Here is a 25,292-nt window from a genome sequence, read left to right as displayed (position 1 = left end):
CCCGTCAGCGCATCTGGTTAGGTGTGCCTACCCTGGCTGTCGATCCCAGCCGTGCACGTCTTCCTGGAGGACCCGTGACCACGCCCGGGCGGGCGACCGCCGCCGTCCTGACCGCCGTCTGCCTGTCCGGCGCGCTGGCCGCCTGCGGGAGCGCCGAGGCGTCGGACGCGGAGACCCTCACGGTGTACAGCGCCCAGCACGAGAGCCTGGTGCGCACGATGCTCGAGGGCTTCACCGAGGAGACGGGCATCGAGGTGGAGTTCCGCGACGGCAACGACGCGGAGCTGGCCAACCAGATCGTGCAGGAGGGCGACGCCTCGCCCGCCGACGTCTTCCTCACCGAGAACAGCCCGTCGATCGCCGTCCTCGACCGCGAGGGCCTGCTCGCGCCGCTCGAGCAGGGGACCCTGGACCAGGTCGGTGCGCAGTTCCGCCCGTCGTCGGGGACCTGGACCGGCTTCGCCGCCCGCTCGACGGTGCTGGTGTACGACCCCACCGCGCTGCCGGAGGATCAGCTGCCGGCGTCGATCCTGGACCTGGCCGACCCGGCGTGGGAGGGCCGCATCGGCATCGCGGCCGGGGGTGCGGACTTCCAGGCGATCGTCGCCGCGGTGCTGGCGCTGCGCGGCGAGGACGCCACCCGGGCGTGGCTGGAGGGGCTCGAGCGCAACGCCGGCGTCTACCAGAGCAACACCGCCGTGATGGTGGCCGCCGACGAGGGCGAGATCGACGCCGGCGTCATGTACCACTACTACTGGTACCGCGACCAGGCCGAGGGCGGTCTGAAGGGTGACGACGCCCGGCTGCACCTCTTCGGGAACCAGGACCCGGGCGCCTTCCTCAGCGTCTCCGGGGCCGGCGTCCTCGCCTCGTCGGACCAGCCCGACGACGCCCAGCGGCTGGTCGCCTGGCTGACCGGCCGGGAGGCGCAGGAGCGGCTGGCCGAGAGCACCGCCCTGGAGTACGCGGTCGGCACCGGGGTCGCCTCCGCCGAGGCGCTGCCGCCCCTGGACACCCTCGGCGCGCCGGCGGTCGACCCCGGCTCGCTGGACCAGGAGCGGGTCACCGAGCTCATGCAGGAGGTGGGCCTGCTCTGAGCGCCTCCCCGGTCCCCGCCCGTCCGCGCCCCGCTGCGCCCGCCCCGCCGGCGTCGCGGGGCCGGCGCGCGTCCCGGGCCCGGCGCGCGCCGGTGACGGTGGCGCTGGCCGTGGCCGTGGCGGCGCTCGCGCTGCTGCCCCTCGTGCACATCGCGGTCGCCGTCGCCGAGGTCGGGTGGGGCGGCGTGGCGGAGCTGGTCCTCCGGCCGCGGGTCGCCGAGCTGCTGGGCAACACCGTCCGGCTGGTCGCCGGCTCGGTCGCGGTGTGCGTCGTGCTCGGCGTGGGCGCGGCCTGGCTGGTCGAGCGCACCGCGCTGCCCGGCCGCCGGGTGTGGCACGTGCTGATGGTCGCGCCGCTGGCCCTGCCCGCGTTCGTCACCGGCTCGGCGTGGATCTCCCTGCTGCCCGGGCTGGACACGTACGGCGGCGCGCTGCTGGTCGTCTCACTGGCCTACTTCCCGTTCGTGTACCTGCCCGCGGTCGCCGCCCTCCGCGGCACCGATCCGGCGCTCGAGGAGACCGCGCGGGGCCTGGGCCTGTCGGGCTGGGCGGTGTTCCGGCGGGTGCAGCTGCCCCAGCTGCGGGTGGCGGTGCTCGGCGGGGCGCTGCTGGTCGCCCTGCACGTGCTGGCCGAGTTCGGCGCCCTGGCGATGCTGCGCTACCCGACCTTCACGACGGCGGTCTACGACCAGTACCGCGCCACCTTCAACGGGCCGGCCGCCACCATGCTCGCGGGCGTCCTCGTGCTGCTGTGCCTGGTGCTGCTGGTGGCCGAGATCCGGCTGCGCGGCGCCCGCGGCTACGCCCGCACCGGGGCCGGCGCCGCCCGCCGGCCGCGCCCGGTCCGGCTCGGGCTGCTCACCGGGCCGGTGCTGCTGGCCCTCGCAGCGCTGGTGGGCCTCTCGCTGGTCGTCCCGGTCGCCGCGCTCGCGTCCTGGTTCCTCACCGGCGCCTCGGCGCGGATCGACTGGGCGGCCCTGGCCACCACCACCGGGACGACGCTCGCGCTGGCCGCCGCGGCCGCGGCCGTCACCACCGCACTGGCCCTGTCGACCGGCTGGCTCGCCGTGCGCCGCCGCGGGCCGCTCGCCACCGTGCTCGAGCGCACCACCTACCTGGGCAGCGCCGTGCCGGCGATCGTCGTCGCGCTGGCGCTGGTCACGGTGAGCATCCGGGTGGTGCCGGCGCTCTACCAGACCGTCCCGGTGCTGCTGGCCGCCTACGCGATCCTCTTCCTGCCCCGGGCGATCGTCACGGTGCGCGCGGCGGTGGAGCAGTCGCCGCCGGTGCACGACGACGTCGCGGCCTCCCTCGGCGCCTCCGCACCGGCCCGGCTCTGGCGCGTGACCCTCCCGCTGCTGGCCCCGGGGATCGGCGCGGGTGCGGCGCTGGTGTTCCTCGCGGTGGTCACCGAGCTCACCGCCACCCTGCTGCTCGCCCCCACCGGCACCCGGACCCTCGCGACGGCGTTCTGGTCGGCCAGCAGCGCCCTGGAGTACGGCGCCGCCGCTCCCTACGCCGTCGTCATGGTCCTGCTCTCGGCACCGGCCACGGTGCTGCTCTCCCGAGACGTCCGACGAGGTCTGACCACATGAGCGCGCTGACCGTCACCGGCCTGGCGAAGTCCTACGGCCGCACCCCCGTGCTCACCGGGGTGGACCTGCACGTCCCCACCGGGACGACGACCGCGCTGCTGGGCCCCTCCGGCTGCGGGAAGACGACGCTGCTGCGCATCGTCGCCGGCTTCGACGACCCCGACGCCGGGACCGTCGAGCTGGGCGGCCGGGTGGTGTCCGGGGCGGGCCGCACGGTGCCCGCCCGCCGGCGCGGCATCGGGTTCGTGCCCCAGGAGGGCGGGCTGTTCCCGCACCTGAGCGTGGCGGGCAACGTCGCCTTCGGCCTGCCCCGCCGGCTGCGCCGCGACCGGGTGCGGATCGCCGGGCTGCTCGCCCTCGTCGGCCTCGACGCCGCGCTCGCCGGCCGCGCGCCGCACCAGCTCTCCGGCGGCCAGCAGCAGCGGGTGGCGCTGGCCCGGGCCCTGGCGCCCGAGCCGTCGCTGGTCCTGCTCGACGAGCCGTTCTCGTCCCTCGACGCCGCGCTGCGGGAGGACACCCGGCGGGCCGTCGTCGAGGCGCTGCGGGCCACCGGCGCGACCGCCGTGCTGGTCACGCACGACCAGGCGGAGGCGCTGTCGACCGCCGACCAGGTGGCGGTCCTGCGCGGCGGGACGCTCGCCCAGCTGGCCGATCCGCGCACGCTCTACCGCGACCCGCGCGACCTGGACGTGGCCGCCTTCGTCGGCGAGGCCGTGGTGCTCGACGGCGTCGCCGCGGGGGGTCGGGTGGCCTCGGAGCTGGGCGAGCTGGTGCTGGCCCGGCCCTGCCCGGACGGCCCGGTCCGGGTGCTGCTCCGTCCCGAGCAGCTGCGGCTGACGACCGGTCCCGGCGCCCGGGTGCGCGACGTCGACTTCTACGGGCACGACGCGCGCGTCGAGCTGGAGCTGCCGTCGGGCCGGCGGGTGAGCGCGCGCACCGAGGGCGCGGACCTGCCGCTGCGCGGCGCGGAGGTCACCGTCACCGTGCAGGGGACGGCGGTGCCGTTCCCGGTGCCTCCGGTCGCGCCACCGCCGGTCCCGCGGGCCCCGGCCGCTGCCTGACCCTGGGCGCCGGCTGTGGGTTAGGTGTGCCTAAGCTCACTGCGTGGACCTGTTCCTCTTCACCGTGGACGCCGCCTGGGGACGCGACGTCGTCGCGGCCGGTGCGGCCGGGCTCGTCGTCGACTGGGAGCGCCGCGGGAAGCACCGCCGGCAGGCCGGCGAGGGCACCCAGATCAACGCCGACACCCTCGCGGACCTCGAGCGCGTGCGCGCGGCGACCGACGGGCGGGTGCTGTGCCGGATCAACGCCGCGGGTCCGTGGACGGCGCGCGAGGTGGCCGACGCGGTGGCGGCAGGCGCCGACGAGGTCCTGCTGCCCATGGTCCGCACGCCCGAGGAGGTCGACCGCACGCTGGACGTGGTAGCCGGCCGCTGCGGGCTGGGCATCCTGGTCGAGACGCAGGACGCCGTCGACCGGGTCGCCGAGCTGGCCCGGCGGCCCCTGTCGCGGGTCTACGTCGGACTGAACGACCTGCGCATCGACCGGCGGTCGCGGGAGCTGTTCCGGCCGCTGGTCGACGGCACCGTCGAGGCCGTGCGCGCCGCCGTCCCGGTGCCCTTCGGCGTCGGCGGGCTGACCCTGCCCGGCAGGGGGTCCCCGGTCCCCGGGGACCTGCTGGCCGCCGAACTCGTGCGGCTGGGCACCGGCTTCACCTTCCTGCGCCGCTCGTTCACCGCGGACATGGCCGGGCGCGACCCGTTCGTGGAGGTGCCGCGCCTGCTCGCCTCCCTGGCCGACCTCACCCGTGCCGACGCGCCGACCGCAGCCGACCGGCGGAACGCCTTCGTGGCCGCCGTGGAGGCTGCCGCCGCGCCCGTGCCCGTCCCCGCGTGAACGGCCGGGCGCTGGTCACCGGCGCCGGCGGCTTCGTCGGCCGGCACCTGGTGGCGCGGCTGCGCGCCGACGGCTGGGACGTCACCGGGCTGACCCGCGCCCACGTCGACCTCGCCGACCCCGCCGCCGCCGCTGCCGCGGTCCGCGCCGCCGCCCCCGACGTCGTCTTCTCCCTGGCCGCCGGGCGGGCGAAGGCGACCCCGGCCGAGCGCGCCGCCACGGTCGCGGTGAACACGAGCCCGTGGCTGGTCGACGCCCTGCCCGACCACTGCCGCGCCGTCGTGCGGCTCGGCTCGTCGACCGAGTACGCGGCCGCACCGGTGCCGCTGGCCGAGGACGCCCCGCTGCGGCCGCGCGGCTTCTTCGGCGCCACCAAGGCGGCCGGGTCGCTGCTGCTGCAGGCGGCCGCCGCCGAGCGCGGCGTGCGGGCGGCGGTGCTGCGCGCCTTCCAGGTCTACGGGCCCGGCGACCACCCGACCCGGCTGGTGCCGGTGGTGCTCGCCGCCGCGCGCACCGGCGCGACCGTGCCGCTGCCGGCCGGGGTCAGCCGCCGCGACTGGGTGTGGGTGGGCGACGTCGTCGACGCCTGCCTGCGGGCCGCGCTGGCCGACGACCTCCCTCCGGGCACCGTGGTCAACGTCGGCACCGGCGTGCAGACCGACGTCGCGGAGCTGGTCGCGACCGCCGAGCGGGTCACCGGCCGGCAGATCGCCACCGCCCCGGGCGCCCACCCCGGCCGGCACTGGGACGCCGCCGACTGGGTGTGCGACCCGCGCGCCGCCCGCACGCTCCTCGGCTGGACCCCGACGGTCGACCTCGCCGACGGGCTGGCGCGCACGTGGGCGGCGCCGTGAGCGGTCCCCGCGTCGCCGTCGTCGTCCCGGTGTACGGCAACGAGGCGACGCTGCGGCCGCTGGCGGAGCGGCTGGCCGCGGCGCTGGCCGGGCGGGACTGGCGGCTGCGCCTGGTGGTCGACGCCTCGCCCGACGGCAGCCTGGCGGTCGCGCGCGAGCTGGCGGCCGACCCGCGGGTGGCGGTCACCGCGCTCGAGGTCAACGTCGGGCAGCACCGGGCGCTGGCCGCGGGGCTGGCCGACGAGGAGGCCGACGTGTGGGTGTGCCTCGACGCCGACCTGCAGGACCCGCCGGAGGCGGTGCCGGTCCTGCTCGACCGGCTGGCCCGGGGTGACGTCGGCGCGGTGTTCGCCGGCCGCCGCGGGCGGTACGAGTCCCCGGTGCGCCGGGTGACCGGCGAGCTGCACCGGCGGGTCGCCGCCCGGCTCACCGGCCTGCCGCCCGACGCCGGCGCGTTCCTCGCGCTCGGACCGGCGGTGCGCGACGCCGTCGTCGCGACCGTGCCGGCCGGGGACGCGCCCAGCGTCGTGCTCGCCGCCGGCCTGGCCGGCGCCCCGCTGACCAGCGTGCCGGTCGCCCGGGACCGCCGGCCGGTGGGGACCTCGGCGTGGACCGCCCGCGCGCGGCTGCGGCAGTCGCTGCGGTCGCTGGCCTGGGCCGCCTCGCGCGGGGTCAGCGCTCCCAGAGCTGGACGACGAGGTCGGTCTTCGCCGCCGGGAAGTCCTCGGTCCGGGTCAGCGACAGCCCGGCGTCGCTGAGGACCGCGTCGTCGTCGGTGGGCACCGGTTCGCCGTCGATCAGCCGCCGGACCAGCCAGACGCGGTCGGCGCCGGCGGGGGCGTCGTCGGGCGGCAGGACGACGTCGGGGCGCAGCCGCGGGCCCGTCGTGCGCACGAAGTGGTCGAGCCCGAGCGCCGCGCGCTGGTCGGCGGCCACCACCGGCTCACCGGCCCGCTGCTCGCGCAGCAGGAGCGCGACGACGTCGTCCGACCGCTCCCGCGGCTCCCGCGTGGCGAGGGGCGCGCTCGCCACCAGCGACAGGCCGACCAGGACCGCGGCCACCGGCGTCCGCGCGCCCCGGGGGAGGGCGGTGACCCCGGCGGCGGCGAGCACGCCGAGCCCGACCAGCCCGGCCAGCAGGTAGCGGGGCAGGTAGACCGGCCGGACCGTCTCGGCGGCCAGCAGGAGCAGCAGCGGCACCAGCACCCAGCAGACGCCGACCACCCGCAGCCCCGCGCCGCGCAGCGCGCCGACCACGGCCAGCCCGACGGTGAGGTGGAGAAGCGGCGTGCGCCCGCCGGCCCACGCCTCGACGGCCAGGTCCGCCAGGGTGCCGCCGGTGTCGCGCAGGTGCTCGGCGTTGCGCGCGCCGGTGCCGTTGAGCAGGTTGACGCCGACCAGGCCGGCGACCGGCAGGGCGGCGAGGGTCCCGACGACGGCGACCCGGACGGTCGCCCGCCCGCGGAGCAGCAGCGCCGCGACGACGAACGCCGCCAGCACCGTGACCGCGTACCAGTGCGCGAGGCCCATGCCGGCGCCGGCGAGGCCGAACAGCAGCAGCCCGCGCCCGGTCTGCAGCCAGCGGGTCAGGCCCAGCAGCGCCCCGCCGGTGGCGAGGACGGCCAGCCCGTAGCTGCGCGCCTCCACGGCCTGCTCGAGCAGCAGCGGCGCGGTGGCGGGCACCACGCCGGCCAGCACGCCGGCCGCCCGCCCGGCCAGCCGGGTGACCGCCCGGGTCACCAGCGCCAGCCCGCCGGCGGTGGCCAGCACGGAGAGCACCCGCAGCGACGTGTCGCCGCCCGCCCCGGGCAGCGACACCCAGGCGTGCACGACGAGGTAGTAGGGCGCGTTGTAGGAGGGCGGGACGTCGGCGAGGTAGCTGGTCACGCCCTCGCCGGTGACGATCGCGCGCAGGATGTCGGCCAGCGGGCGGCGGGCGACCTCGGCGGTGAACGCCTCGTCGAACCAGAGCCCGTGCCCGGGGGCCAGCAGCACGGCGCACAGCAGCGCGAGGACCGCCGGTGGGAGCAGCTCGACGGGGGACCAGCGGAGGGGGCCGCCGTCCGGTCGCGGCGGGGCACCCGTCGTCACCGCCGTCTGCACGGGACGCCAGCCTAGGGGAGCGGCGCCGCCGGACCGTCGGTGCCGCGGAGCAGGATGCGGGGGTGTCCCCGGCCGGCTCCGACCCGACGCCCGGTCCCGGGCCCGCGCCCGCGCCGTCGTCCGAGGCGGTGGCGGCCCGCTTCCGGCGGCAGGGCCGGCGCGACACCGCTCCCGAGCTGGCGGTGCGGCGGCGGCTGCACGCCCGCGGCGTCCGCTACCGCGTCGACGTCCGGCCCCGGCCCCGTCCAGAGGCTCGCCCCGAGCCTGCGAGGGGTGAGGGGACGGGGTCCTTACCGGGTGCTTCTGGCACGGCTGCCCGGAGTGCGGGCACCTGCCGAGGGCCAACCGCGACTGGTGGGCGGCGAAGCTCGCGGGCAACGTCGCGCGCGACCGTCGCGCCGACGCCGTCCTCACCGGGCTCGGCTGGCGGGTGCTGCGGTTCTGGGAGCACGAGGACCCGGACACCGTCGCCGACGCCGTCTGCGCCGCCCTCGGCCGGCCCACCCCGTCGGAGGGGTGAACCCCGGTGGCCCGCTCGGGGCCGGGGAGTGGGCCATCCGGGTCCGACGGTCGGCTGGGGCGGACACGTGCCCCGGTGTCAGTGGCGGCCGGTGCCGCCGCGGGCGCGCTGCACGACCGGGCTGCCGATCCACAGCCAGCCCAGCAGCAGCGCCACGACGCCGCCGGTGACCAGCGCCTGCGGGAGGGCGAAGAGGAAGTCGACCACCAGCACCACCGCCGAGACGATCGCGACGGCGAGCACGCACAGGCCGAGGAAGGCGTTGCGGTTGCTGCGCCGCAGCAGGTCCTCCTTGTCGTGCTGGCGGAACAGCGCGCGGTGCTGCGCGGCGGGGGCGATGAGGAGCGCGGTGGCCGCCACGGCGGCGACCAGGGTCACGAAGTAGACGTCGCGCTGGAAGTCGGTCGCGCGGGACGTCGCCTGCTGGAACGGCACGATGAGCAGGAAGGCGAAGAGGAACTGGACCCCGGGCAGCGCCACGCGCAGCTCGTTGAGCAGCTCCATCAGCTCGCGGTCGATCCGCTCGGCGCGGCTCTCCCGCCGCCCGTCGTCCGCGCCGTCCATCCCGTGCTGGGCGGGGACCGGCCGGGCGTCCCGTCGTGCCCGCTGACCAGAGCCCGTCGTCGCCATCGTCGCGCGCTCCCTCCGTGACCGGCCGCCCCGCGGATCCCCGTGATCCCGGCCGTTCGGAGGGCCGTGTACCCGCCGTACGCCCGGTGATCACCTGCTGGTCACCCGCTGGTCACCCGGGCGTCGACCGGAGGAGCCCGCGCGGGGTAGGGGAGGGCCATGTCGATGTGGGAGCCGATGACGCCGAACCGGTACCGCCCGGACGACGAGGTCGCCGCCGCCGACCCGGGCGCCGGCGCACCGCCGCCCGCCGAGGGGTTCGGCGTGGGCGGCGAGGAGCCCGACCGTCCCGAGGAGGGCGGCGGGTCGCCCCCGGGCGCCGAGGGCCAGGACACGGTCTTCCGCACGCCCGACCCCGGCGACGTCCGGCGGGGGACGGACGCCGGCTAGAGCAGCGGGCTGGGCGCCGTCCCGGGGACCTCGTCGGCCTGGTCGGCCTCGCGCAGGTCGTGCGCGGCGCGCACCCGGTAGGCGGGGTAGACGTCGATGCTGCCGTCGGAGGTCTCCACCCAGCACCAGCCCTCGGTGAACAGGACGTGGCAGCGCTCGTGCACCTCGCGCGCCGTCGGGAGCCCGCCGGGCTCGGTGATCTCGATGCGGGCGGCTCTGTGCCACTGCCCGGGCCTGACCCTGCGGAAGTCCATGGCGGTCACCGTGGCACCGGCCGGGCGGCGCGGCCAGCCGTGCGCCGGGCGTCTCGTACCGTCGGGGGCGTGGACCTGACCGTGCTGCCCCCGCGGACCGCCGACGAGCTCGACACCATGCGCGAGGCCGGGCGCGTGGTGGCGCGGACGCTGGCCGCGGTGCGGGCGGCGGCGGTCCCCGGCGTGCGGCTGCGCGAGCTCGACGACCTCGCCAAGACCACGATGTACGAGGCGGGCGCGACGTCGTCGTTCCTCGGCTACAAGCCGGCGTGGGCGCCGACGGCCTACAACGGCGTGCTGTGCCTGTCGCCCAACGAGGTCGTCGTGCACGGCCGCCCCAGCGGCCAGCGGCTGAAGGACGGCGACCTGCTCAGCGTCGACTGCGGCACCGTCGTCGACGGCTGGAACGGCGACGCCGCGATCTCGCTGCTGGTGGGGGAGCAGGCCTCCGACGACGACGCGCGGCTGGTCACCGCGACCGAGGAGGCGCTCGCCGCCGGCATCGCCGCCGCGGTGCCCGGCGCGACGCTGCAGGACGTCGCCCGCGCCGTCGACGACGTCGCCCGGCGGTACGGCTACGCGCACCTGCCCGACCACGGTGGGCACGGCATCGGCCGCTCGATGCACGAGCCGCCGTTCGTGCCCAACCGGCCGTCGGCCGGCCTGGACCGGGTGCGCCTGCACGCCGGCAGCACCCTGGCCATCGAGCCGATGCTCCTGGCCGGCGGCGACCGGTACAGGCACAAGAAGGACGGCTGGGCGGTGGTCACCGCCGACGGCCGGCGCGCGGCACACGTCGAGCACACCGTCGCGGTCACCGACGACGGCCCCGTGGTGCTCACCGCTCCCTGAGGTCAGCGGCGCCGGCGCCAGGTCATCGCCCGGCGGACCGCGCGCCGCTGCGCCGCGGCCAGCGGGGGCGGCGCCCACGACGCCGCAGGCGGCTGCAGCGCGGTGCCCAGCTCCACGCGCAGCAGGTCCAGGGCGTCGAGCAGGGCGCCGTGCTGGGACCAGGCGGCGGGATCGGCCCGGGGGTCGACGAGCAGCGCCTCGGCCAGCCGCCCGCGCAGCGCGAGCAGCGTCTCCAGGCAGGCGGGGTCGATGCCGGCGGCCGGCCCGGTGCCGGCCGCCACGGCCGCGGCGTCGCGGAGGGTGGCCGCGACGGCGACCAGCAGGTCGGCCAGCGCCTCCCGCGCCGGCCGCGACCACGCCCGGTCGGCGTCCTCCTCGGGCAGGAAGTAGGTGCGGTCCAGCAGCACGCGGGCGATGTTGCGCAGGGTGACGTGCACCCGCTCGAGGGCGGTCAGCGTGTTCCGCAGCCGCGGCTGGGCCTCCCGCGCCGCCCGCCCACGCGGGTTGAGGCGGGCGCTCTCCTCGGTGCGGGCGAGCCGGCGGTCGGCGCGGGCCACCTCCGTGCTCACCGCACGGGCGCGGGCCAGCAGCTCGTCGGTGAGGCGGCGCGACCACGGGCCGCGCAGCGCCGCGGCGAGGTCCTCGCAGAGCCCGGCCATGCGCTCGGCGAGCTCCGCGATCGCCTCGCCGGCCGGCTGGACGTAGAGCGGTGGCGCGACCACCAGGTTGACCAGCACCCCGACCGCCGCGCCGACCAGCGTCTCGGTGACGCGGGCCAGCGCCGCGCTCTCCGCCCCGCCGACGGCCAGCACGAGCATCGCGCTGATGGGCACCTCGGCCAGGTGCGGCCCCAGCCGCAGCAGCCGGCCGACGACGAGCGACAGCCCGACGACGAGCCCGAGGCTCCACCAGGACAGGCCGACGACGGAGGCGAACAGCGCCGCGATCAGGACGCCGGCGGTGACGCTGGCGATCCGCTCCCAGCCGGTCGCCACCGTCTCGTACATCGTCAGCTGCACGACCAGCAGCGCGGTCAGCGGCGCGAGGACCGGCGAGCTGCTGGTGTCCAGCCAGGTCGCGACCTGGAACGCCAGCACCGCGGCGAGCACGGTCTTCCCGGTGCGCAGCCCGGGGGTGCGCCCGCGCCGGACCAGCCGGGGCAGCCGGCGGGGCAGGGCGTGCGGTCCGGCCACGGTCTCCGGTGTGCCCGCGGAGCGGGCCCGGACACGCGCCGGCCGCCGTCCGCGGGTGCGGACGGCGGCCGGGGACGTGCGGTCAGCCGAGGCCGAGCGCGGTGGTGGCCCGGTCGACCAGGGAGAAGTGCCCGACCGCCCAGAACGCCAGCGCCGCCGCCGCGAGCCCGCCGACGGTCGCCGCCGCCGAGCCGGCCGGGTGCTGCCTCGCGTGCTGCCACGCCGCGACCGCCTTGCGGCGGAACGCGGCGAAGAAGCGCCGCGCCCAGTCGAACTCCGTCGACCACACCCACAGCCCGGCCAGGACCGGCGGGATCGTGAGCGGCCCGGGCAGCACGGTGAGCGCGACGCCGAGCAGCACGAACAGCAGCCCGGCCACGAACACCGCGATCCGGTACGCCAGGTGCAGCGGCGGGTTCTGCCGGACGCGGTCGCGCCACGAGCCTTGCGGCACCGGCCGCGGCCGGCCGAGGCCGTCGCTGCAGTGCGCGCAGACGGTGGCGCCGCGGCCACCCGGGCCCGGACCCGCCACGGTGTTGCCGGAGAACGTGGTCGTGCGGGCATCGGTCCGGGACACGGGTCCCCTTCCGGGTCGGTGCGGGCGGGGCGGTGCCGCAGTCAGCGGCGGGCGACGCCCTTCGCGACCTCGCCGGGCCGCTGCTGCTCACCCGCGTAGGAGCTGACGGCGACGAGCGCGCCGGTCAGGGCCGGGATGACCCACTGCAGCGAGTCCAGCTGCTGCTGCGCGTGGGCGATCTCGGCCTTGGTGCGCTTGGTGGGCTTGGTGCCGGACTTCGCCGACGGGTTGTCCTGGCTGTTGACGATCTGGCCCAGCGAGCGGCTGTAGGCGGTGACGCCCAGCGCGGCGGCGGTGAGCAGGGTCTTGACGGCGGACATGCCGGCCACGCCCTCCTGCTGGGCCACCCGGCCGCGGTTGCCGATGAGCTGGCCGACGCTGCCGACCAGGTGCGCGCCGATGGCCAGCGCGTTCACCGGCGTCCACCGGTTCCAGCCGGTGTTGGCGACCCGGCCGGCGTCCCCGCCGGCGTCCGCTGCGGCGGCGTTGAGGGCCACGGCGTTGGCCAGCGTGCCGCCGAACCAGGCGGACAGACCGAGGTCGTGCAGGGCGCGGGACAGGGTGTTGCGGGCCATCGGGACTCTCCTGGAGGGGAAGGGGTCGGGAGACCGCCCCCTACCCGCTCCGCCGGAGGCCATGCCCGGGGGAGCAAGTGGGTCGTGCACGACCCGCTGGCGTCTCAGGTCCCGTAGCGGACGGCGGCGCGGGCGCGCGCCCTGGCCGCCTCGACCTCGCGGTCCTTCGGCGGGGCCGTCGTCACCAGGGACTCCAGCAGCCGGGCGGACGCGGCGGCCACCTCCTCGACGGCGCGCTCGAAGGCCTCCGCGTTGGCCCGGGACGGGTGCGTGGACCCGCTGATCTTGCGGACGTACTGCAGCGCCGCGGCCCGGACCTCGTCCTCGGTGGCCGGCGGCTCGAAGTTCGACAGGGGGCGGATGTTGCGGCACATGCGGCGCAGCGTATGGCCGGGGTACGACCGCGGGGCCCCGGTCGTCGACGGGGGCCCCGCGGTCGGTCAGACACCGAAGCCGGCGCGGTCGACCCTGCGGTGGTAGCGGGTGCCGAGCTTGCCGCCGAGCAGGGCGCCGGCCAGCGTGACGACCAGGACCGCCGCCAGCGTGACGATCCCGGCGGTGGTCGCGGTGCCCTCGTCGATCGGGATGCGCGGCAGGTTCAGCTGCTCGAGCACGTTGTACTGCGCCCCCAGCACCGTCCCGGCCGCGGCCAGCAGCACGACGACGAGCAGCCCGATCAGCCACACCGCCAGCCCCTGCCGGGCGCCGTCGAAGCGGGCCATCCGCCCGGCCACGTACCCACCGGCGAGGTAGGCCAGGAACAGGACGACCAGCAGCGCGATCCCGCCGGCGACGCCGAGGGCGGTGGTCGGGTCGGCCGGGACGTCCTCGACGCCGTCGACCTCGGCGAGGCTGAGCCCCACACCGGCGGCGGCCAGCAGCGCGACGAGGACGACCGCCAGCCCGTTCGCCGAGAGCCAGCCGAAGAAGGCCGCGCCCCACTTGATCCCGCCGAAGCGGTGGCGCTGCGCGTCGATCGCGTCGCGGGCGGCGCCGCGGGTGGCGTGCGCGCCCTCGGTGGTCGCCGTCGCGTCGTGGTCGTGGTGGGTACGGTCGGTGCTCGCCATCGGACCTCCTCGTCTGGGGGAACTGGCGCCCCGGTACCCGCCTCCGGACCTGCGCGAACGAGGTCACCCGCAGGGAGGACACGTGGCCGTCCTGCTCGTCGACGCCGCCAACGTCGTCGGCGCCCGCCCCGACGGCTGGTGGCGCGACCGCGCCGGCGCGACCACCCGGCTGCTGCGGCGGCTGGCCGACGCGGCGCTCCGGGACGGCGGGGTGGACGTCGGCGGGGTGGACGTCGACGAGGTGGTGGTCGACGAGGTGGTGGTCGTCGTCGAGGGCGCCGCGCGGGAGGTCCCGGCCCCCGAGGGCGTCCGCCTGGTGCGCGCGGCCGGCAGCGGGGACGACGCCCTGGCCGCGGAGGCCGCCGCGCTGGCCGGCACCGGCCGGACGGTGCTCGCGGTGACCGCCGACCGCGGCCTGGGCGCCCGGCTGCCCGCCGGCACCGACGTCCGCGGGCCGGGCTGGCTGCTGGGCGTGCTCGATCGCATGGCGGGCAACCGACCGGGGTAGCGGGGGAGGACCGCCGAGCCGAGGAGTCGTCCCCGCATGCCCCAGACCGTGCTCATCACCGGTGCCTCGAGCGGCATCGGCCGCGCCACCGCCCGCCTGTTCGCCCGGCGGGGCGCGTCGCTGGTCCTGCTGGCACGCGGCCGCGAGGCGCTGGAGGAGACCGCGGCCGAGGTCCGCGCCGAGGGCGCGGCCGACGTCGTCGTCTGCCCGGCCGACGTGCTCGACGAGGACGCGCTGCGCGACGTCGTCGAGGGCACCGTGGTCCGCTCCGGCCGCCTCGACGTCGTCGTCCACGCCGCGCAGGTGGTCGCCTACGGGCGGATCGAGGACGTGCCGAAGGCGGTGTACGAGCGGGTGGTCGACACCGCCCTGCACGGCACGGCCAACCTGGCCCGCGTCGTCCTCCCGCAGTTCCGCCGCCAGGGCACCGGGCACCTGGTGGTGGTGAGCTCGCTGCTCGCCTCGGTGACCACGCCGCTCATGGGCAGCTACATCACCGCCAAGTGGGGCCAGCTCGGGCTGATCCGCGTCCTGCAGCAGGAGACGCGCGACGTCGCGGGCATCCACGTGTCGGCGGTGGCGCCGGGCGGGGTGAACACCCCGATCTACTCGCAGGCCGGCAGCTACATCGGCCTCAAGGGCCGCCCGCCGATCCCGGTCTACTCGCCGGAGCGGGTCGCCCGCTCGGTCGTCGCCCGGCTGGACCGGCCGCGCCGGCTGATCCAGTCCGGCTTCGCCAACCCCGCCGTGATCCTCGGCTTCCGGCTGCTCCCGGCGGTCTACGACGCCCTCGTCGGGCCGCTGCTGCGCGTGTTCGCCCTCGCCGACGACCACCGGACGGAGCCGACGGAGGGCAACGTCTTCCGGTCCCGGCCGGCCGGCAACGCCGAGAAGGGGCGCTGGCACGGCATCCCGTGAGCGGCGCGTCCGGTTCCGTCCCGCCCCGTTGACCCGCCGGGCGGCGCCGGGCCACGCTGACCGGGCCGCCGACCCGGGGAGCCGCCGTGACCGTCCGCCGCACGACCCTCGGCGGCTCCACCTACGAGTTCCCCACCCTCGTCGAGCTGCTGGCGAAGGCCACCCCGCTGCGCTCCGGGGACGTGCTCGCCGGGTGCGCGGCCGGGTCGGCCGCCGAGCGGGTGGCCGCCCAGACCGTGCTCGCCGACCTGCCGCTGGCCACCTTCCTCGACGAGCAGGTGGTCGGCTACGACGAGGACGACGTCACCCGGCTGGTGCTCGACACCCACGACGCCGCGGCGTTCGCGCCGGTCGCCTCGCTGACGGTGGGCGAGTTCCGCGACCGCCTGCTGGCCTGGGCGGCGGCCGGCGACGAGGCGTCGATCAGCGCGCTCGCGCCGGGCCTCACCCCGGAGATGGTGGCGGCGACGTCGAAGCTCATGCGCAACGCCGACCTGGTCGCCGTCGGCCGGCGGACGCGGGTGGTGACCGGGCTGCGCAGCACCGTCGGGCTGCCCGGCACGCTCGCCTCCCGGCTGCAGCCCAACCACCCCACCGACGACCCGGTCGGCGTCACCGCCTCGATCGTCGACGGGCTCCTGCACGGCTCCGGCGACGCGGTCATCGGCATCAACCCGGCCACCGACTCCCCGGCCCGCACGGTGGCGCTGCTGGAGCTGGTCGACGCGGTGATCGGCCGCTACGGCATCCCGACGCAGTCGTGCGTGCTCGCCCACGTGACGACGACGCTGCGGGCGCTGGAGCAGGGCGCGCCGGTGGACCTGGTGTTCCAGTCGGTCGCCGGCACCCAGGAGGCCAACCGCGGCTTCGGCGTCACCCTCGACCTGCTCGCCGAGGCCCGCGCGGGGGCGCTCGCGCTGGGCCGCGGCACCGTCGGGGAGAACGTGACCTACTTCGAGACGGGGCAGGGGTCGGCGCTGTCGGCCGGCGCGCACCTCGGCGTCGGCGGGCGGCCGGTGGACCAGCAGACGCTCGAGGCGCGCGCGTACGGCGTCGCCCGGCACTTCCGCCCGCTGCTGGTGAACACCGTCGTCGGGTTCATCGGCCCGGAGTACCTCTACGACGGCAAGCAGGTGCTGCGCGCCGGGTTGGAGGACCACTTCTGCGGCAAGCTGCTCGGCCTGCCGATGGGCGTCGACGTCTGCTACACGAACCACGCCGAGGTCGACGGCGACGACACCGACTCCCTCGTGCTGCTGCTCGGCGCGGCCGGCTGCTCGTTCGTCATCGCCGTCCCGGGCTCGGACGACGTGATGCTGCACTACCAGTCGCTGTCGTTCTCCGACGTCCTCACCACCCGGCAGGTGCTCGGCCTGCGCCCGGCCCCGGAGTTCGAGGCGTGGCTGGCCCGGATGGACCTGCTCGACGACGCCGGCCGGGTGCGCGAGCTCGCCCCCGACGCCCCGGCGGCGCGGGCCCTCCTCGCGGCGGCGTCCTCGTGACCGGCGACCGCCTCCCGCGCGTGGACGGTGATGACCCGTGGGCGGTGCTGCGTGCGGCGACCCGGGCGCGGGTGGCGCTCGGGCGGGCCGGGGACGCGCTGCCCACGCACCGCGAGCTGGAGTTCCGCGCCGCGCACGCCGCCGCCCGGGACGCCGTCCACTCGCCGCTCGACGTCGACGCGGTCCGCGCGGCGCTCGGCGGGGAGGTCCTGACCGTCGCCTCGGCCGCGCCCGACCGCGCCACCTACCTGCAGCGCCCCGACCTCGGCCGGCAGCTCGCGGAGGGGACGGCGCTGCCGCGGACCGGCGCCGACCTCGCGGTCGTGCTGGCCGACGGGCTGTCCCCGCGGGCGGTGCAGGCGCACGGGCCGGCGCTGGCCGCCGCGCTGCTCGAGCGGCTGCCCGGCTGGTCGGTCGCGCCGCCGGTGGTCGCCACGCAGGCGCGGGTGGCGCTGGGCGACGCGGTGGGGGAGGCCCTCGGCGTGCGCGCGGTCGTGGTGCTGATCGGCGAGCGTCCGGGGCTGTCGTCGGCGGACTCCCTCGGCGTGTACCTCACCTGGGACCCGCGGCCGGGGCGGGTGGACTCCGAGCGCAACTGCGTCTCCAACGTCCGCCCGCCGCACGGGCTGTCCCACGCGCAGGCCGCCGACACCGTGGCCGCCCTGCTGTCGGCCGCCCGCGAGCTGGGCGCCTCCGGCGTCGCGCTCAAGGACGAGGGGCCGGTGCTCCCCGCGGGCGGGGTCAGCTGAGGAACGCGTCCACCGCCGCCTGGTCGGTGTGCGCGTCCCAGACCTCGGCGATCCGCCCGTCCTCGAAGCGGTGCACCTGGGCGGCGAGGACGTCGAGGTGCCGGTCGCCGCGGGAGGCGGTCATGCGGACGACCGCCACGCCGTCGGTGTCGTCGGCGAAGGCGGATCTCACCTCGACCCGCAGGCTGCCCTCGGTGACCTCGAACGCCAGACCGAAGAGGCCGACGACCTCCTGCGGACCGGTGTGGTCGCCGGCGAGCGGGTGCGCTCCGGGCTCGTGCCACCGGACGTCGTCGGTCCAGAGCTCGGGCAGGCGGTCGAGGTCGCCCTTGCCGAAGGCCTCGCAGGCCTCCAGCAGCACGGTGGCGTGGGGGTGCGGGGAGCCGGCCACGGTCGCCTCCTCGTCGTCGGCGGGCTCAGCTGTAGAACGCGTCCATCGCGGCCTGGTCGGTGTTCGCCTCCCAGAACTCGGCGATCCGCCCGTCCTCGAAGCGGAAGACGGGGGCCGTGAGGACGTCGAGGGCCCGGTCACCGCGGGAGGCCGTGAGCCGCAGGACGCCGACGCCGTCGGTGTCGTCGGCGAAGGCGGCCCGCACCTCGACCCGGAAGGTCCCCTCGGTGATCGCCGCGAGGCGCCCGAACATCCCGAAGACCTCGTCGGCGCCGGTGAACTCGCCGCTGAGCTGGTTCTGCCCGGGCTCGTGCCAGCGGACGTCCTCGGCGAACAGCTCACGGAGGCGGTCGAGGTCACCCTTGCCGAAGGCCGCGTACGCCTCGTGGATCCGGACGACGTTGGGGTGCTCCGGATCCGTCATGCCCGCTGCTCGCCGAGGAAGGCGTCGAGGACGGCCGGCTCGGTGGGGCAGTTCCAGAACTCGGCCAGCTTCCCGTTCCCGTCGAAGCGGGCCACCTGGGCGGTCAGCGTGTCCAGGTGCGCGGTCCCGCGCCGGGCGGTGAACCGGACCAGGGCGATGCCGTACTCGTCGTCGGCGCACATCTGCAGCGGTTCGGCGCGGAAGCTGCTCTCGGTCAGCTCCATGATCCGGGCGAACATGCCGAAGACGGCCTGCGGTCCCTCGTAGTCGCCGGCCAGCTCGGTGGTGCCCTGCTCGTGCCAGCGGACGTCCTCGCGCCACTGCTCGGTCAGGAAAGCCAGGTCGCCCTTGGCGAACGCCTCGTAGCCCTCGCGGCTGCGGACGAGGTTGGGGTGCTCGGACACGGTGCTCTCCCTCCCGAGGACGGGTCCCCCGTGGACGGCTCCGCCAGTGTCGACCCGCCGGGGGTGCCGGAGGAGGGCCGGTGCGCGACCCGGTGTGGCGGTCGCCGTCCGTCCCCGCGCGGGAGTCCTGCGTCAGCGGTGTCCGCGGCCGTCTCCTGGGTACTGACGGGGAACTGTCGGACCCAGGCGGTAGGCATGACCTCGTTCCCCCCGGCGTTGTACGGGAGCACGGGGGAACCGCCCCTGGAGGCTCGTCATGGCCACCACGACCCTCACCGTCGTCTCCCTCCCCGCGAGCACGCACCCCGGCCCGTCCGATGCCGCCGGGGACCTGCTCGCCGTCGCCTGGGCGCCCGGCACCGCGCCGCCCCGCGAGATCGCCGTCCGGCCGGAGCTGTACGAGCGCCTGTGCGCGCAGCTCGGCCGGCACGGCACCGGTCCGCGCTCGCTCGGTGAGCCGGCCGGCGTGCCGCTCGTCGTCGACCCGCGGCTGCCCGCCAGCCCGGGCTTCGAGGTGCGCCGGGTCCGGCCCGGCGTCCGCCACTGGTCCGGCGCCGCTGCCGCCTGAGGAAGGACCCCCGCAGGCTCGGGGCGGGCCCCGGGCGGGGCCGGCGGCGCCGGGACGTGCGCCGTCGGATCCTGTCCTCAGCCGGTGAGCGCCAGCCGGTCGCCCAGGTCGAGCACGGTGTCCCCGGGCTGCTCCACGGCGTCGTCGTGGGTGACGCAGACGACGACCCGGCCGGCCAGCGCGTCGCGCAGGTCCCGCACCAGGGCGGCCGCCGTCGGCGGGTCCAGGTGCGCGGTCGGCTCGTCGAGCAGGACGACGTCGCGGTCGGCGAGCAGGGCGCGGGCGGCGGCCAGCCGCCGCCGCTCGCCGCCGGACAGCGCGGTGCCGCCGGCGCCGACCGGGGTGTCCAGCCCGTCGGGCAGCCCGGCCAGCAGCGGGCCGAGGCCGGCGGCGGTGAGCGCGGCGGTCATCCGCGCCTCGCCGCCGGGGCCGGCCAGCTCACCGCGCGGGGCGGCCAGGGCCAGGTTGGCGCGGATCGTCGAGGCGAAGACGTGCGCGTCCTGCGGGAGCCAGGCGGTGCGCGCGCGGACGGCCGCGCCGGTCAGCCGGGCGGTGTCGGTGCCGCCGAGCGCGTAGCGCCCCGCCCGCGGGCGCAGCGCCGCGAGCAGCACGGCGAGGAACGTCGACTTGCCGGCGCCGGACGGGCCGCGGACCACCAGCCAGCCGCCGTCGGCGGCCGCCCGCGCGGTGAGGCCGCGCAGCACGTCGGGGCCGCCGGGCCAGCCGGCGACCAGGTCGGCGACGTCGAGGTCGCGCACCGGCGCGGGCGCGGGCAGCGGATCGGCGGGGTCCGCTGGTGCCGGGGCGGTGAGGACGGCGCCGAGGCGGGCGCGGGCGTCGCCCAGCGCGCCGCGCCGCTGCAGCGCGGACACCAGGCCGGCCAGCGGCTCGGCCAGCGCCAGCGGGGCCAGGCCGAGGACCGCGACCTCCGGGCCACCCAGGCCCGATGCCGCCCCGACCGCGGTGGCGGCGACGGCGGCCAGCCCGGTGCCGAGGACGACCAGGCCGGTGCCGAGCGCGCCGGCCCGGGCGCCGGCCGCGGCGACGGCGGACCGGCGGCCGGCCACCGCGGCCAGGTCGGCGGCGGTGGCGGCCGCGAGGCCGTGCGCGCGCAGGTCGGCCGCGCCGTCGAGGGCGGTGGTGACGTCGCGCAGCGCGGCCACCCGCAGCGCGCCCTCGGTGCGGGCGGCGCCGGCGTCGACCCGCCGGTGCGCCAGCAGCACGCCGGCCGCGGTGAGCGCGAGGACGGCCGCCGCGGCGCCCGCGGCGGCCGGGGAGAGCAGCGCCAGCGCGGCCAGCGTGAGCACCGGGACGGCGGCGGCGACCACGGCGGGCGGCACCACCCGCACCGACAGGTCCTGCACCAGTCCGACGTCGCCGACCACGCGGGCCAGCGCGCTGCCCGGCGTCCGGTCGGCGGCCACGCCCTGCGCGGCCAGCGCCCGCCACACCCGCACCCGCAGGCCGGCGGCCGTGCGCAGGGCGGCGTCGTGCGCGGTGAGCCGCTCGACCCAGCGCAGCGCCGCCCGGCCCAGGCCGAAGGCGCGCACGCCGACGATGGCGACCAGCAGCGTGAGGATCGGCGGCATCTCCGCGGCCCGGACGATCAGCCAGCCGCTCACCGCGGTGAGCGCGACGCCCGCGCCGGCCGAGGCGGTGCCGGCGGCGACGGCCCGCAGCAGCGCCCGCCGCGGCCAGCCGAGCCCCGCCGTCGGGGTGGTCGCGGGGGCGGCCGTCGCCGGGCCCGCGAGATCGGCGGTCTCGTGGCCATCAGCCGCCGATCGCCCCGAGACCGCCGATGTCGCGCCGGGGGACGCGGCGACAGCGGGACCGGACAGCGTGACGCTGCGGTCGGCGAGCGCCGCCAGCGCCGGGTCGTGGGTGACCAGCAGGACCGTGACCGTGCCGCGCAGGCCGGCCAGGACGGCGGCGACGCGGGCCGCCGACGCCTCGTCGAGGTGCGCGGTGGGCTCGTCGAGCAGCAGCAGCCGGGCGCCGCGGCGCACGCGCACCAGCGCCCGCGCGACCGCCACCCGCTGCAGCTCACCGGGGGAGAGGGTGGTGCAGTCCCGCCCGGCCAGCGCCTCGGCGCCCACCCGCTGCAGCGCCTCGACGACGAACGCCTCGGCCACCACCGCGTCCACGCCCGCCGAGGCGGCGGCGTGCCGGCGCAGCTCGTCGGCCACCGTGCGCGCCGTCGTCCGCGGGTGCTGCGGGACCAGCGCGATCCCGCCGGCGGGGACGCCGGTGACGGTGCCGGCGACGTCCGCGGCCGGGTCGAGCGCGCCGGTGAGCGCGGCCAGCAGGGTGGACTTGCCCGAGCCGCTGGGGCCGCGGAGCACGACCAGCTCGCCCGGCCGCAGCGCGAGGTCGACCGGCGGGAGGGCGGGCAGCGCGCGGCCGGGGTGGCGCACGGTCAGCCCGGAGACGACGACGTCGGCGCCGCGCGGGTCGTCGTCGTCCGCCGCCGGGGGAGCGGAGGCGGCCGGTGCGGACAGCACGGCGCGCGCCTCCGCGGCGGCCAGCGTGGCGGCCTCGCCGGCGTGGTGGGCGGTGCCCAGTGCGCGCAGCGGCGCGAAGGCCTCGGGGGCGAGCAGCAGCGCGGTGAGCCCGACGGCGAGCCCGAGGTCGCCGTGCACCAGCCGCAGGCCCACGGTGACCGCGACCAGCGCCACCGACAGCGTGGCGATCAGCTCGAGCACCAGCGCGGAGAGGAACGCCAGGCGCAGGGTGGCGAGCGTCCGGCGGCGGGTGGCCTCACCCAGCTCGGCGAGCGCGGTGACCTGGTCGGCGGCGCGGCCGAGGCCGACCAGCACCGGCAGCCCGCGGACCAGCTCGGCGACGTGCGCGGCCAGCCGGTCCAGGGCGCGGGCGGCGCCGGTGGTGCCGTCGCGGGTGGCCAGCCCGACCAGCGCCATGAACAGCGGCACCAGCGGCAGGGTGGCGGCGACCAGGCCGGCCGACAGCAGGTCGGTGGCGGCGAGCACGACCAGCAGCACCGGCGGGACGACGGCGGTCTGCGCGAGCGCCGGCAGGTAGGTGGCGAGGGCGGGCGCGAGGTCGGCCAGCCGGGTGGTGGCCAGCACCGCGGCGGGGGCCGGGCCGCCCGCGGCGGCGACCGCGGCGGGGGAGGCGGCCAGCCGGTCGAGCAGCGCGCGGCGCAGCGCGTCCTCCGCGCGGCGGGCGTCGCGGGCGGCGGCGCGGTCGCCGAGGGTGCCGGCCAGCGCGCGCAGCACGGCGCCGCCGGCGGCGAGCGCGAGCGGGCCGGTCAGGGCGCCGTCGGCGTACCCGGCGGCGCGGGCGACGGCGTGCGCGAGGCCGGCGGCGAGCAGCACCAGCCCCGCCGTCGAGCCGAGGGCGGCGGCCGCCGCCCGGGCCAGCGCGCCGGGCAGCCCCGGCACGCCGGCCAGCGGGGCCAGCGGCCCCCGCGAGGGGCCCCTGTCGTGCACCGGGCTCCTCACGCGGCCACCGGCTCGGACTGCGGCTCGGCGGTCAGGCGCCGGCGGAACACCCAGTACGTCCAGGCCTGGTAGGCGAGCACCACCGGCAGGCCGACCGCGGCCACCCAGGTCATCACGGTGAGCGTGTAGTCGCTGACCGCGGCCTCGGCGACGGTGACGTCGAAGGCCGGGTCGACCGTCGAGGGCACCACCACCGGGTGGGCCGAGCCGAACAGCGTGGCCGCCGAGGCGAGCAGCACGGTGGCCCAGCCGGCGAAGGCCTGCCCCTCGCGGTCCAGCCGCACCCGGGTCCAGGTGACGACGACGGCGAGCGCGGCCACCAGCCACAGCGCGCCGGTGAGCGCCGTGCCCGAGCGCAGCTGCACCAGCCCGGCCCACACCAGCAGCGGCAGCGCGGCCAGCGGCGACCAGCGCAGCGCGAACGCCCGCGCCCGCAGCCGCACCGGGCCGTCGGTCTTGAGCGCGAGGAACAGCGCGCCGTGCACCAGCGAGTAGCCGACCACCGCGGCCGCGCCGAGCAGCGAGGACCAGCCCAGCCCGGCGAACGCGCCGCCGACCCGGGTGCCCGCCGCGTCGATCGGAAGGCCGAGCGTGGTGGCGGCCAGCGCCGCGCCCACGCCCGCCGCGGCCACCAGCGAGCCGCCGGTGATGACGCGGGTCCAGGTGGCGTCCCAGCGCGGGTCGTGCGAGCTGTGCCGCCACTCGAAGGCCACCGCCCGCACGATCAGGCCGAGCAGCACCAGGACGAAGGGCAGGTACAGCGCCGGCAGCCAGGTGGCGTACCAGCCGGGGAAGGCGGCGAACACCGCGCCGGCGGCGGTGATCAGCCAGACCTCGTTGCCGTCCCAGACCGGGCCGATGGTCCGCAGCATGAGGTGCTTGTCCGCGGTGCGGCGCCCGAGCACCGGCAGCAGCGCCGCGACGCCGAAGTCGAACCCCTCGAGCAGCAGGAAGCCGGTCCACAGCACCGCGACGGCGGCGAACCACAGGGTCTGCAGGTCCATGTCAGGCACTCCGGTCAGTACGCGAAGGAGAGGACGTCGTCGTCGGCCCGGTCGTCGCCCGGACGCGGGTCGTCGTCGTCCCTGCGGGACGACCCGACCGCCGGCGGGGTCGGCGTCGTGTCGCCGGTGGTGACGCCGCGGCGGACCAGCCGGACGAGCAGGAACAGCTCGACCACCGCGAGCGCGCCGTAGAGCAGGCCGAGGCTGATCAGCGAGGTCCAGACCTCGGCGGCGGTGACGCCGGGGGAGACGGCCTGGGCGGTGAAGAAGTACACCTGCTCGCCGACCGGGACGTCCGGGTTCGGGTAGACGACGAAGGGCTGGCGGCCCATCTCGGTGAACACCCACCCGGTCGCGTTGGCCACGAACGGCGCGCCGACGGCGAGCAGCGAGCCGTAGACCCCGATCCGCGACGTCGGCACCCGGCCGCGGCGGGTCGCCCACAGTGCGTAGGCCGCGACGCCGGCCGAGACCGCGCCCATGCCGATCATGAGCCGGAAGCTCCAGTACGTGACCGCCAGCACCGGCGTGTAGTCGATCGGCTGGCCGGCGCGGTCGCCGAAGGACGGGTCGTCGGGGTAGGTGGCGCCGTAGACCGCGGAGTACTCCTCCTGCAGCTCGTTCACGCCGGGGACGGCGGTCTCGAAGTCGCTGTGGGCGAGGAAGGAGAGCAGGCCGGGAACGGTCCAGCTGTGCACGTCGTCGCACTCGTTGGAGCCGAGCTTGCCCCAGGCGAAGACCGAGAACGGCGCGGGCGCCTCGGTCTCGCAGAGCGCCTCGGCGGAGCTCATCTTGAGCGGCTGCTGCGCGTACATGAGCTTGCCCTGCCAGTCGCCGGTGACGGCGACCAGGACGAACGCGGCCAGCGACACGTACCCGCCGAGCCGCACCGAGCGGCGCCACACCGAGTGGTCGACGTCGGTGGCGGGGGCGCCGGCCAGCTCGCGCCTGCGCAGCTGGTACAGGCCGATGCCGACGAGCAGGGCGCCGGCGACCATGAGCGCGGCGACGATCGCGTGGCTGAAGGCGGCCAGGGCGGTGTTGTTGGTGAGGACGGCGAGGAAGTCGACCTGCTGCGGGCGGCCGTCGTCGCCGACGGTGACGCCGACCGAGTGCTGCATCCACGAGTTGGCCGCGATGATGAAGTACGCGCTGACGATCGAGCCGATGACCGCGGCCCACAGCGCCGCCAGGTGCAGCTTCTTCGGGATGCGGCCCCAGCCGAAGATCCACAGGCCCAGGAAGGTCGACTCGAGGAAGAAGGCGAGCAGCGCCTCCATCGCCAGCAGCGAGCCGAACACGTCGCCGACGAAGCGCGAGTACTCGCTCCACGCCAGGCCGAACTGGAACTCCTGCACCAGGCCGGTGGCCACGCCGAGCACGAAGTTGACCAGGTAGACGCGGCCCCAGAACCGCGTCATCCGCAGCCACTCCGGCTTGCCGGTGCGCACCCAGAGGGTGTGCATGACCGCCACCAGGATCCCGAGTCCGATGGTCAGCGGGACCATCAGGAAGTGGTAGACGGTCGTGATGCCGAACTGCCACCGGGCGATGTCGAGCACGTCCACGCGCGCCGCTCCTCGTCTGTGCTTTGCGCCGACACCTTCTTTCTACGCCTCGTAGAACTTATTTTCTACAACGTGTAGACGACCGGCGTGTGAGGTCGCGGACAGGCGGGGACCTCCCTCCGGAGGGGGCGGGGACCTGCGGCACGGCCGGCCGGCGGAGCACGTTCTACGCTGGGTAGAGAAGCCGGGCCG

General features: G+C 77.5%; 28 protein-coding genes. 14 read left to right on the top strand and 14 right to left on the bottom strand.

Annotated features, from left to right (window positions below; translation table 11 throughout):
- Nucleotides 1-74: 74 nt before the first annotated feature.
- The 6 genes from ACI79Z_RS04565 (at nucleotide 75) to ACI79Z_RS04540 (ending at nucleotide 6,200) form a co-directional block, all read left to right on the top strand.
- A complete protein-coding gene (locus ACI79Z_RS04565; protein ID WP_456901832.1) occupies nucleotides 75-1,097 on the top strand; it encodes an iron ABC transporter substrate-binding protein in 1,023 nt (340 codons plus the stop codon).
- 92 nt (nucleotides 1,098-1,189) lie between these two features.
- A complete protein-coding gene (locus ACI79Z_RS04560) occupies nucleotides 1,190-2,692 on the top strand; it encodes an ABC transporter permease (protein WP_387988826.1) in 1,503 nt (500 codons plus the stop codon).
- Nucleotides 2,689-3,753 carry an ABC transporter ATP-binding protein gene (locus ACI79Z_RS04555; RefSeq protein ID WP_387988827.1) on the top strand — a complete coding sequence of 355 codons (1,065 nt, stop codon included), beginning with the start codon at nucleotides 2,689-2,691 and terminating at the stop codon, nucleotides 3,751-3,753. The genes ACI79Z_RS04560 and ACI79Z_RS04555 overlap by 4 nt, the downstream gene beginning before the upstream one ends.
- Nucleotides 3,754-3,796: 43 nt before the next feature.
- A complete protein-coding gene (locus ACI79Z_RS04550) occupies nucleotides 3,797-4,588 on the top strand; it encodes an aldolase/citrate lyase family protein (RefSeq protein WP_456901831.1) in 792 nt (263 codons plus the stop codon).
- Nucleotides 4,585-5,442, top strand: coding sequence for an NAD-dependent epimerase/dehydratase family protein (locus tag ACI79Z_RS04545; protein ID WP_456901830.1), 858 nt, complete (start codon nucleotides 4,585-4,587; stop codon nucleotides 5,440-5,442). The genes ACI79Z_RS04550 and ACI79Z_RS04545 overlap by 4 nt, the downstream gene beginning before the upstream one ends.
- Nucleotides 5,439-6,200 carry a glycosyltransferase gene (locus tag ACI79Z_RS04540; RefSeq protein WP_387988830.1) on the top strand — a complete coding sequence of 254 codons (762 nt, stop codon included), beginning with the start codon at nucleotides 5,439-5,441 and terminating at the stop codon, nucleotides 6,198-6,200. Before ACI79Z_RS04545 ends, ACI79Z_RS04540 begins: the two co-directional genes overlap by 4 nt.
- Here the strand turns inward: ACI79Z_RS04540 and ACI79Z_RS04535 are convergent.
- On the bottom strand, nucleotides 6,115-7,545 hold the full coding sequence (locus ACI79Z_RS04535; protein ID WP_456901829.1) for a hypothetical protein: 1,431 nt from the start codon (nucleotides 7,543-7,545) through the stop codon (nucleotides 6,115-6,117). The two genes, ACI79Z_RS04540 and ACI79Z_RS04535, sit on opposite strands and share 86 nt — an antisense overlap.
- Nucleotides 7,546-7,876: 331 nt before the next feature.
- On the opposite strand from ACI79Z_RS04535, the gene ACI79Z_RS04530 reads away from it, so the two are divergent.
- The gene (locus ACI79Z_RS04530) at nucleotides 7,877-8,065 is read left to right on the top strand and encodes a DUF559 domain-containing protein (RefSeq protein ID WP_456901930.1); all 189 of its coding nucleotides are present in this window, start codon (nucleotides 7,877-7,879) and stop codon (nucleotides 8,063-8,065) included.
- A gap of 78 nt (nucleotides 8,066-8,143) precedes the next feature.
- Here ACI79Z_RS04530 and ACI79Z_RS04525 read toward each other — a convergent pair whose 3' ends face one another.
- Nucleotides 8,144-8,629, bottom strand: coding sequence for a DUF6328 family protein (locus ACI79Z_RS04525; RefSeq protein ID WP_456901828.1), 486 nt, complete (start codon nucleotides 8,627-8,629; stop codon nucleotides 8,144-8,146).
- A 225-nt stretch (nucleotides 8,630-8,854) separates the two neighbouring features.
- Here ACI79Z_RS04525 and ACI79Z_RS04520 point away from each other — a divergent pair, with 225 nt between their 5' ends.
- A complete protein-coding gene (locus ACI79Z_RS04520; protein WP_387988833.1) occupies nucleotides 8,855-9,085 on the top strand; it encodes a hypothetical protein in 231 nt (76 codons plus the stop codon).
- Here the strand turns inward: ACI79Z_RS04520 and ACI79Z_RS04515 are convergent.
- Nucleotides 9,082-9,339, bottom strand: coding sequence for a hypothetical protein (locus tag ACI79Z_RS04515; protein WP_387988834.1), 258 nt, complete (start codon nucleotides 9,337-9,339; stop codon nucleotides 9,082-9,084). The genes ACI79Z_RS04520 and ACI79Z_RS04515 overlap by 4 nt on opposite strands.
- 69 nt (nucleotides 9,340-9,408) lie before the next feature.
- On the opposite strand from ACI79Z_RS04515, the gene map reads away from it, so the two are divergent.
- Complete coding sequence (gene map, locus ACI79Z_RS04510; protein ID WP_387988835.1) at nucleotides 9,409-10,191, top strand: type I methionyl aminopeptidase; 783 nt, start codon at nucleotides 9,409-9,411, stop codon at nucleotides 10,189-10,191.
- Between the two features lie 2 nt (nucleotides 10,192-10,193).
- Here the strand turns inward: map and ACI79Z_RS04505 are convergent, their stop codons facing one another.
- From ACI79Z_RS04505 to ACI79Z_RS04485, 5 genes are all read right to left on the bottom strand, one after another.
- On the bottom strand, nucleotides 10,194-11,384 hold the full coding sequence (locus tag ACI79Z_RS04505) for an FUSC family protein (protein ID WP_456901827.1): 1,191 nt from the start codon (nucleotides 11,382-11,384) through the stop codon (nucleotides 10,194-10,196).
- A gap of 82 nt (nucleotides 11,385-11,466) precedes the next feature.
- On the bottom strand, nucleotides 11,467-11,961 hold the full coding sequence (locus ACI79Z_RS04500; protein WP_456901826.1) for a PGPGW domain-containing protein: 495 nt from the start codon (nucleotides 11,959-11,961) through the stop codon (nucleotides 11,467-11,469).
- 41 nt (nucleotides 11,962-12,002) lie between these two features.
- Nucleotides 12,003-12,536, bottom strand: coding sequence for a hypothetical protein (locus ACI79Z_RS04495; protein ID WP_387988838.1), 534 nt, complete (start codon nucleotides 12,534-12,536; stop codon nucleotides 12,003-12,005).
- 104 nt (nucleotides 12,537-12,640) lie between these two features.
- Nucleotides 12,641-12,910 carry a DUF2277 domain-containing protein gene (locus ACI79Z_RS04490; protein WP_387988839.1) on the bottom strand — a complete coding sequence of 90 codons (270 nt, stop codon included), beginning with the start codon at nucleotides 12,908-12,910 and terminating at the stop codon, nucleotides 12,641-12,643.
- 66 nt (nucleotides 12,911-12,976) lie between these two features.
- The gene (locus ACI79Z_RS04485) at nucleotides 12,977-13,603 is read right to left on the bottom strand and encodes a hypothetical protein (RefSeq protein ID WP_456901825.1); all 627 of its coding nucleotides are present in this window, start codon (nucleotides 13,601-13,603) and stop codon (nucleotides 12,977-12,979) included.
- 82 nt (nucleotides 13,604-13,685) lie between these two features.
- On the opposite strand from ACI79Z_RS04485, the gene ACI79Z_RS04480 reads away from it, so the two are divergent.
- From ACI79Z_RS04480 to eutC, 4 genes are all read left to right on the top strand, one after another.
- Entirely contained in the window at nucleotides 13,686-14,111 is a 426-nt protein-coding gene (locus tag ACI79Z_RS04480) for a hypothetical protein (protein ID WP_456901824.1), read from the top strand.
- Between the two features lie 36 nt (nucleotides 14,112-14,147).
- Nucleotides 14,148-15,029 (top strand): SDR family NAD(P)-dependent oxidoreductase, encoded by an 882-nt coding sequence (locus tag ACI79Z_RS04475; protein WP_456901823.1) that lies wholly within the window; start codon nucleotides 14,148-14,150, stop codon nucleotides 15,027-15,029.
- Between the two features lie 86 nt (nucleotides 15,030-15,115).
- On the top strand, nucleotides 15,116-16,531 hold the full coding sequence (locus ACI79Z_RS04470; protein WP_456901822.1) for an ethanolamine ammonia-lyase subunit EutB: 1,416 nt from the start codon (nucleotides 15,116-15,118) through the stop codon (nucleotides 16,529-16,531).
- A 20-nt stretch (nucleotides 16,532-16,551) separates the two neighbouring features.
- Entirely contained in the window at nucleotides 16,552-17,280 is a 729-nt protein-coding gene (eutC, locus tag ACI79Z_RS04465) for an ethanolamine ammonia-lyase subunit EutC (RefSeq protein WP_456901821.1), read from the top strand.
- Here the strand turns inward: eutC and ACI79Z_RS04460 are convergent.
- The 3 genes from ACI79Z_RS04460 to ACI79Z_RS04450 are packed head-to-tail and all read right to left on the bottom strand — an operon-like array spanning nucleotide 17,273 to nucleotide 18,499.
- Nucleotides 17,273-17,671, bottom strand: coding sequence for a nuclear transport factor 2 family protein (locus ACI79Z_RS04460; protein WP_456901820.1), 399 nt, complete (start codon nucleotides 17,669-17,671; stop codon nucleotides 17,273-17,275). The two genes, eutC and ACI79Z_RS04460, sit on opposite strands and share 8 nt — an antisense overlap.
- A 25-nt stretch (nucleotides 17,672-17,696) precedes the next feature.
- The gene (locus ACI79Z_RS04455) at nucleotides 17,697-18,095 is read right to left on the bottom strand and encodes a nuclear transport factor 2 family protein (protein WP_456901819.1); all 399 of its coding nucleotides are present in this window, start codon (nucleotides 18,093-18,095) and stop codon (nucleotides 17,697-17,699) included.
- Nucleotides 18,092-18,499 carry a nuclear transport factor 2 family protein gene (locus tag ACI79Z_RS04450; protein WP_456901818.1) on the bottom strand — a complete coding sequence of 136 codons (408 nt, stop codon included), beginning with the start codon at nucleotides 18,497-18,499 and terminating at the stop codon, nucleotides 18,092-18,094. Before ACI79Z_RS04450 ends, ACI79Z_RS04455 begins: the two co-directional genes overlap by 4 nt.
- A gap of 256 nt (nucleotides 18,500-18,755) precedes the next feature.
- On the opposite strand from ACI79Z_RS04450, the gene ACI79Z_RS04445 reads away from it, so the two are divergent.
- Nucleotides 18,756-19,067: a hypothetical protein gene (locus ACI79Z_RS04445; RefSeq protein ID WP_456901817.1), complete on the top strand. Its 312-nt coding sequence runs from the start codon at nucleotides 18,756-18,758 to the stop codon at nucleotides 19,065-19,067.
- Nucleotides 19,068-19,144: 77 nt separating this feature from the next.
- Here ACI79Z_RS04445 and cydC read toward each other — a convergent pair whose 3' ends face one another.
- From cydC to ACI79Z_RS04430, 3 genes are read right to left on the bottom strand one after another with little or no spacing between them, the layout of a single operon-like run.
- Nucleotides 19,145-22,516, bottom strand: coding sequence for a thiol reductant ABC exporter subunit CydC (gene cydC / locus ACI79Z_RS04440; protein WP_456901816.1), 3,372 nt, complete (start codon nucleotides 22,514-22,516; stop codon nucleotides 19,145-19,147).
- A gap of 8 nt (nucleotides 22,517-22,524) precedes the next feature.
- Complete coding sequence (gene cydB / locus ACI79Z_RS04435) at nucleotides 22,525-23,532, bottom strand: cytochrome d ubiquinol oxidase subunit II (protein ID WP_387990705.1); 1,008 nt, start codon at nucleotides 23,530-23,532, stop codon at nucleotides 22,525-22,527.
- Between the two features lie 14 nt (nucleotides 23,533-23,546).
- Nucleotides 23,547-25,100 carry a cytochrome ubiquinol oxidase subunit I gene (locus tag ACI79Z_RS04430; RefSeq protein WP_456901815.1) on the bottom strand — a complete coding sequence of 518 codons (1,554 nt, stop codon included), beginning with the start codon at nucleotides 25,098-25,100 and terminating at the stop codon, nucleotides 23,547-23,549.
- Nucleotides 25,101-25,292 lie beyond the last annotated feature (192 nt).

Source organism: Geodermatophilus sp. SYSU D00663 (genome assembly GCF_054050655.1).
The sequence above is the reverse complement of the archived record's forward strand: the minus strand, read 5'-3'. Positions and strand labels throughout refer to the sequence as shown.

What these genes read in the sequence shown, in the direction of transcription:
- ACI79Z_RS04495 (WP_387988838.1), bottom strand. Translation starts at nt 12,536, where the DNA reads ATGGCCCGCAACACCCTGTCCCGCGCCCTGCACGACCTCGGTCTGTCC.
- ACI79Z_RS04455 (WP_456901819.1), bottom strand. Translation starts at nt 18,095, where the DNA reads ATGACGGATCCGGAGCACCCCAACGTCGTCCGGATCCACGAGGCGTAC.
- ACI79Z_RS04555 (WP_387988827.1), top strand. Translation starts at nt 2,689, where the DNA reads ATGAGCGCGCTGACCGTCACCGGCCTGGCGAAGTCCTACGGCCGCACC.
- ACI79Z_RS04515 (WP_387988834.1), bottom strand. Translation starts at nt 9,339, where the DNA reads ATGGACTTCCGCAGGGTCAGGCCCGGGCAGTGGCACAGAGCCGCCCGC.
- ACI79Z_RS04485 (WP_456901825.1), bottom strand. Translation starts at nt 13,603, where the DNA reads ATGGCGAGCACCGACCGTACCCACCACGACCACGACGCGACGGCGACC.
- ACI79Z_RS04475 (WP_456901823.1), top strand. Translation starts at nt 14,148, where the DNA reads ATGCCCCAGACCGTGCTCATCACCGGTGCCTCGAGCGGCATCGGCCGC.
- ACI79Z_RS04445 (WP_456901817.1), top strand. Translation starts at nt 18,756, where the DNA reads ATGGCCACCACGACCCTCACCGTCGTCTCCCTCCCCGCGAGCACGCAC.
- ACI79Z_RS04490 (WP_387988839.1), bottom strand. Translation starts at nt 12,910, where the DNA reads ATGTGCCGCAACATCCGCCCCCTGTCGAACTTCGAGCCGCCGGCCACC.
- cydB (WP_387990705.1), bottom strand. Translation starts at nt 23,532, where the DNA reads ATGGACCTGCAGACCCTGTGGTTCGCCGCCGTCGCGGTGCTGTGGACC.
- ACI79Z_RS04525 (WP_456901828.1), bottom strand. Translation starts at nt 8,629, where the DNA reads ATGGACGGCGCGGACGACGGGCGGCGGGAGAGCCGCGCCGAGCGGATC.
- ACI79Z_RS04520 (WP_387988833.1), top strand. Translation starts at nt 8,855, where the DNA reads ATGTCGATGTGGGAGCCGATGACGCCGAACCGGTACCGCCCGGACGAC.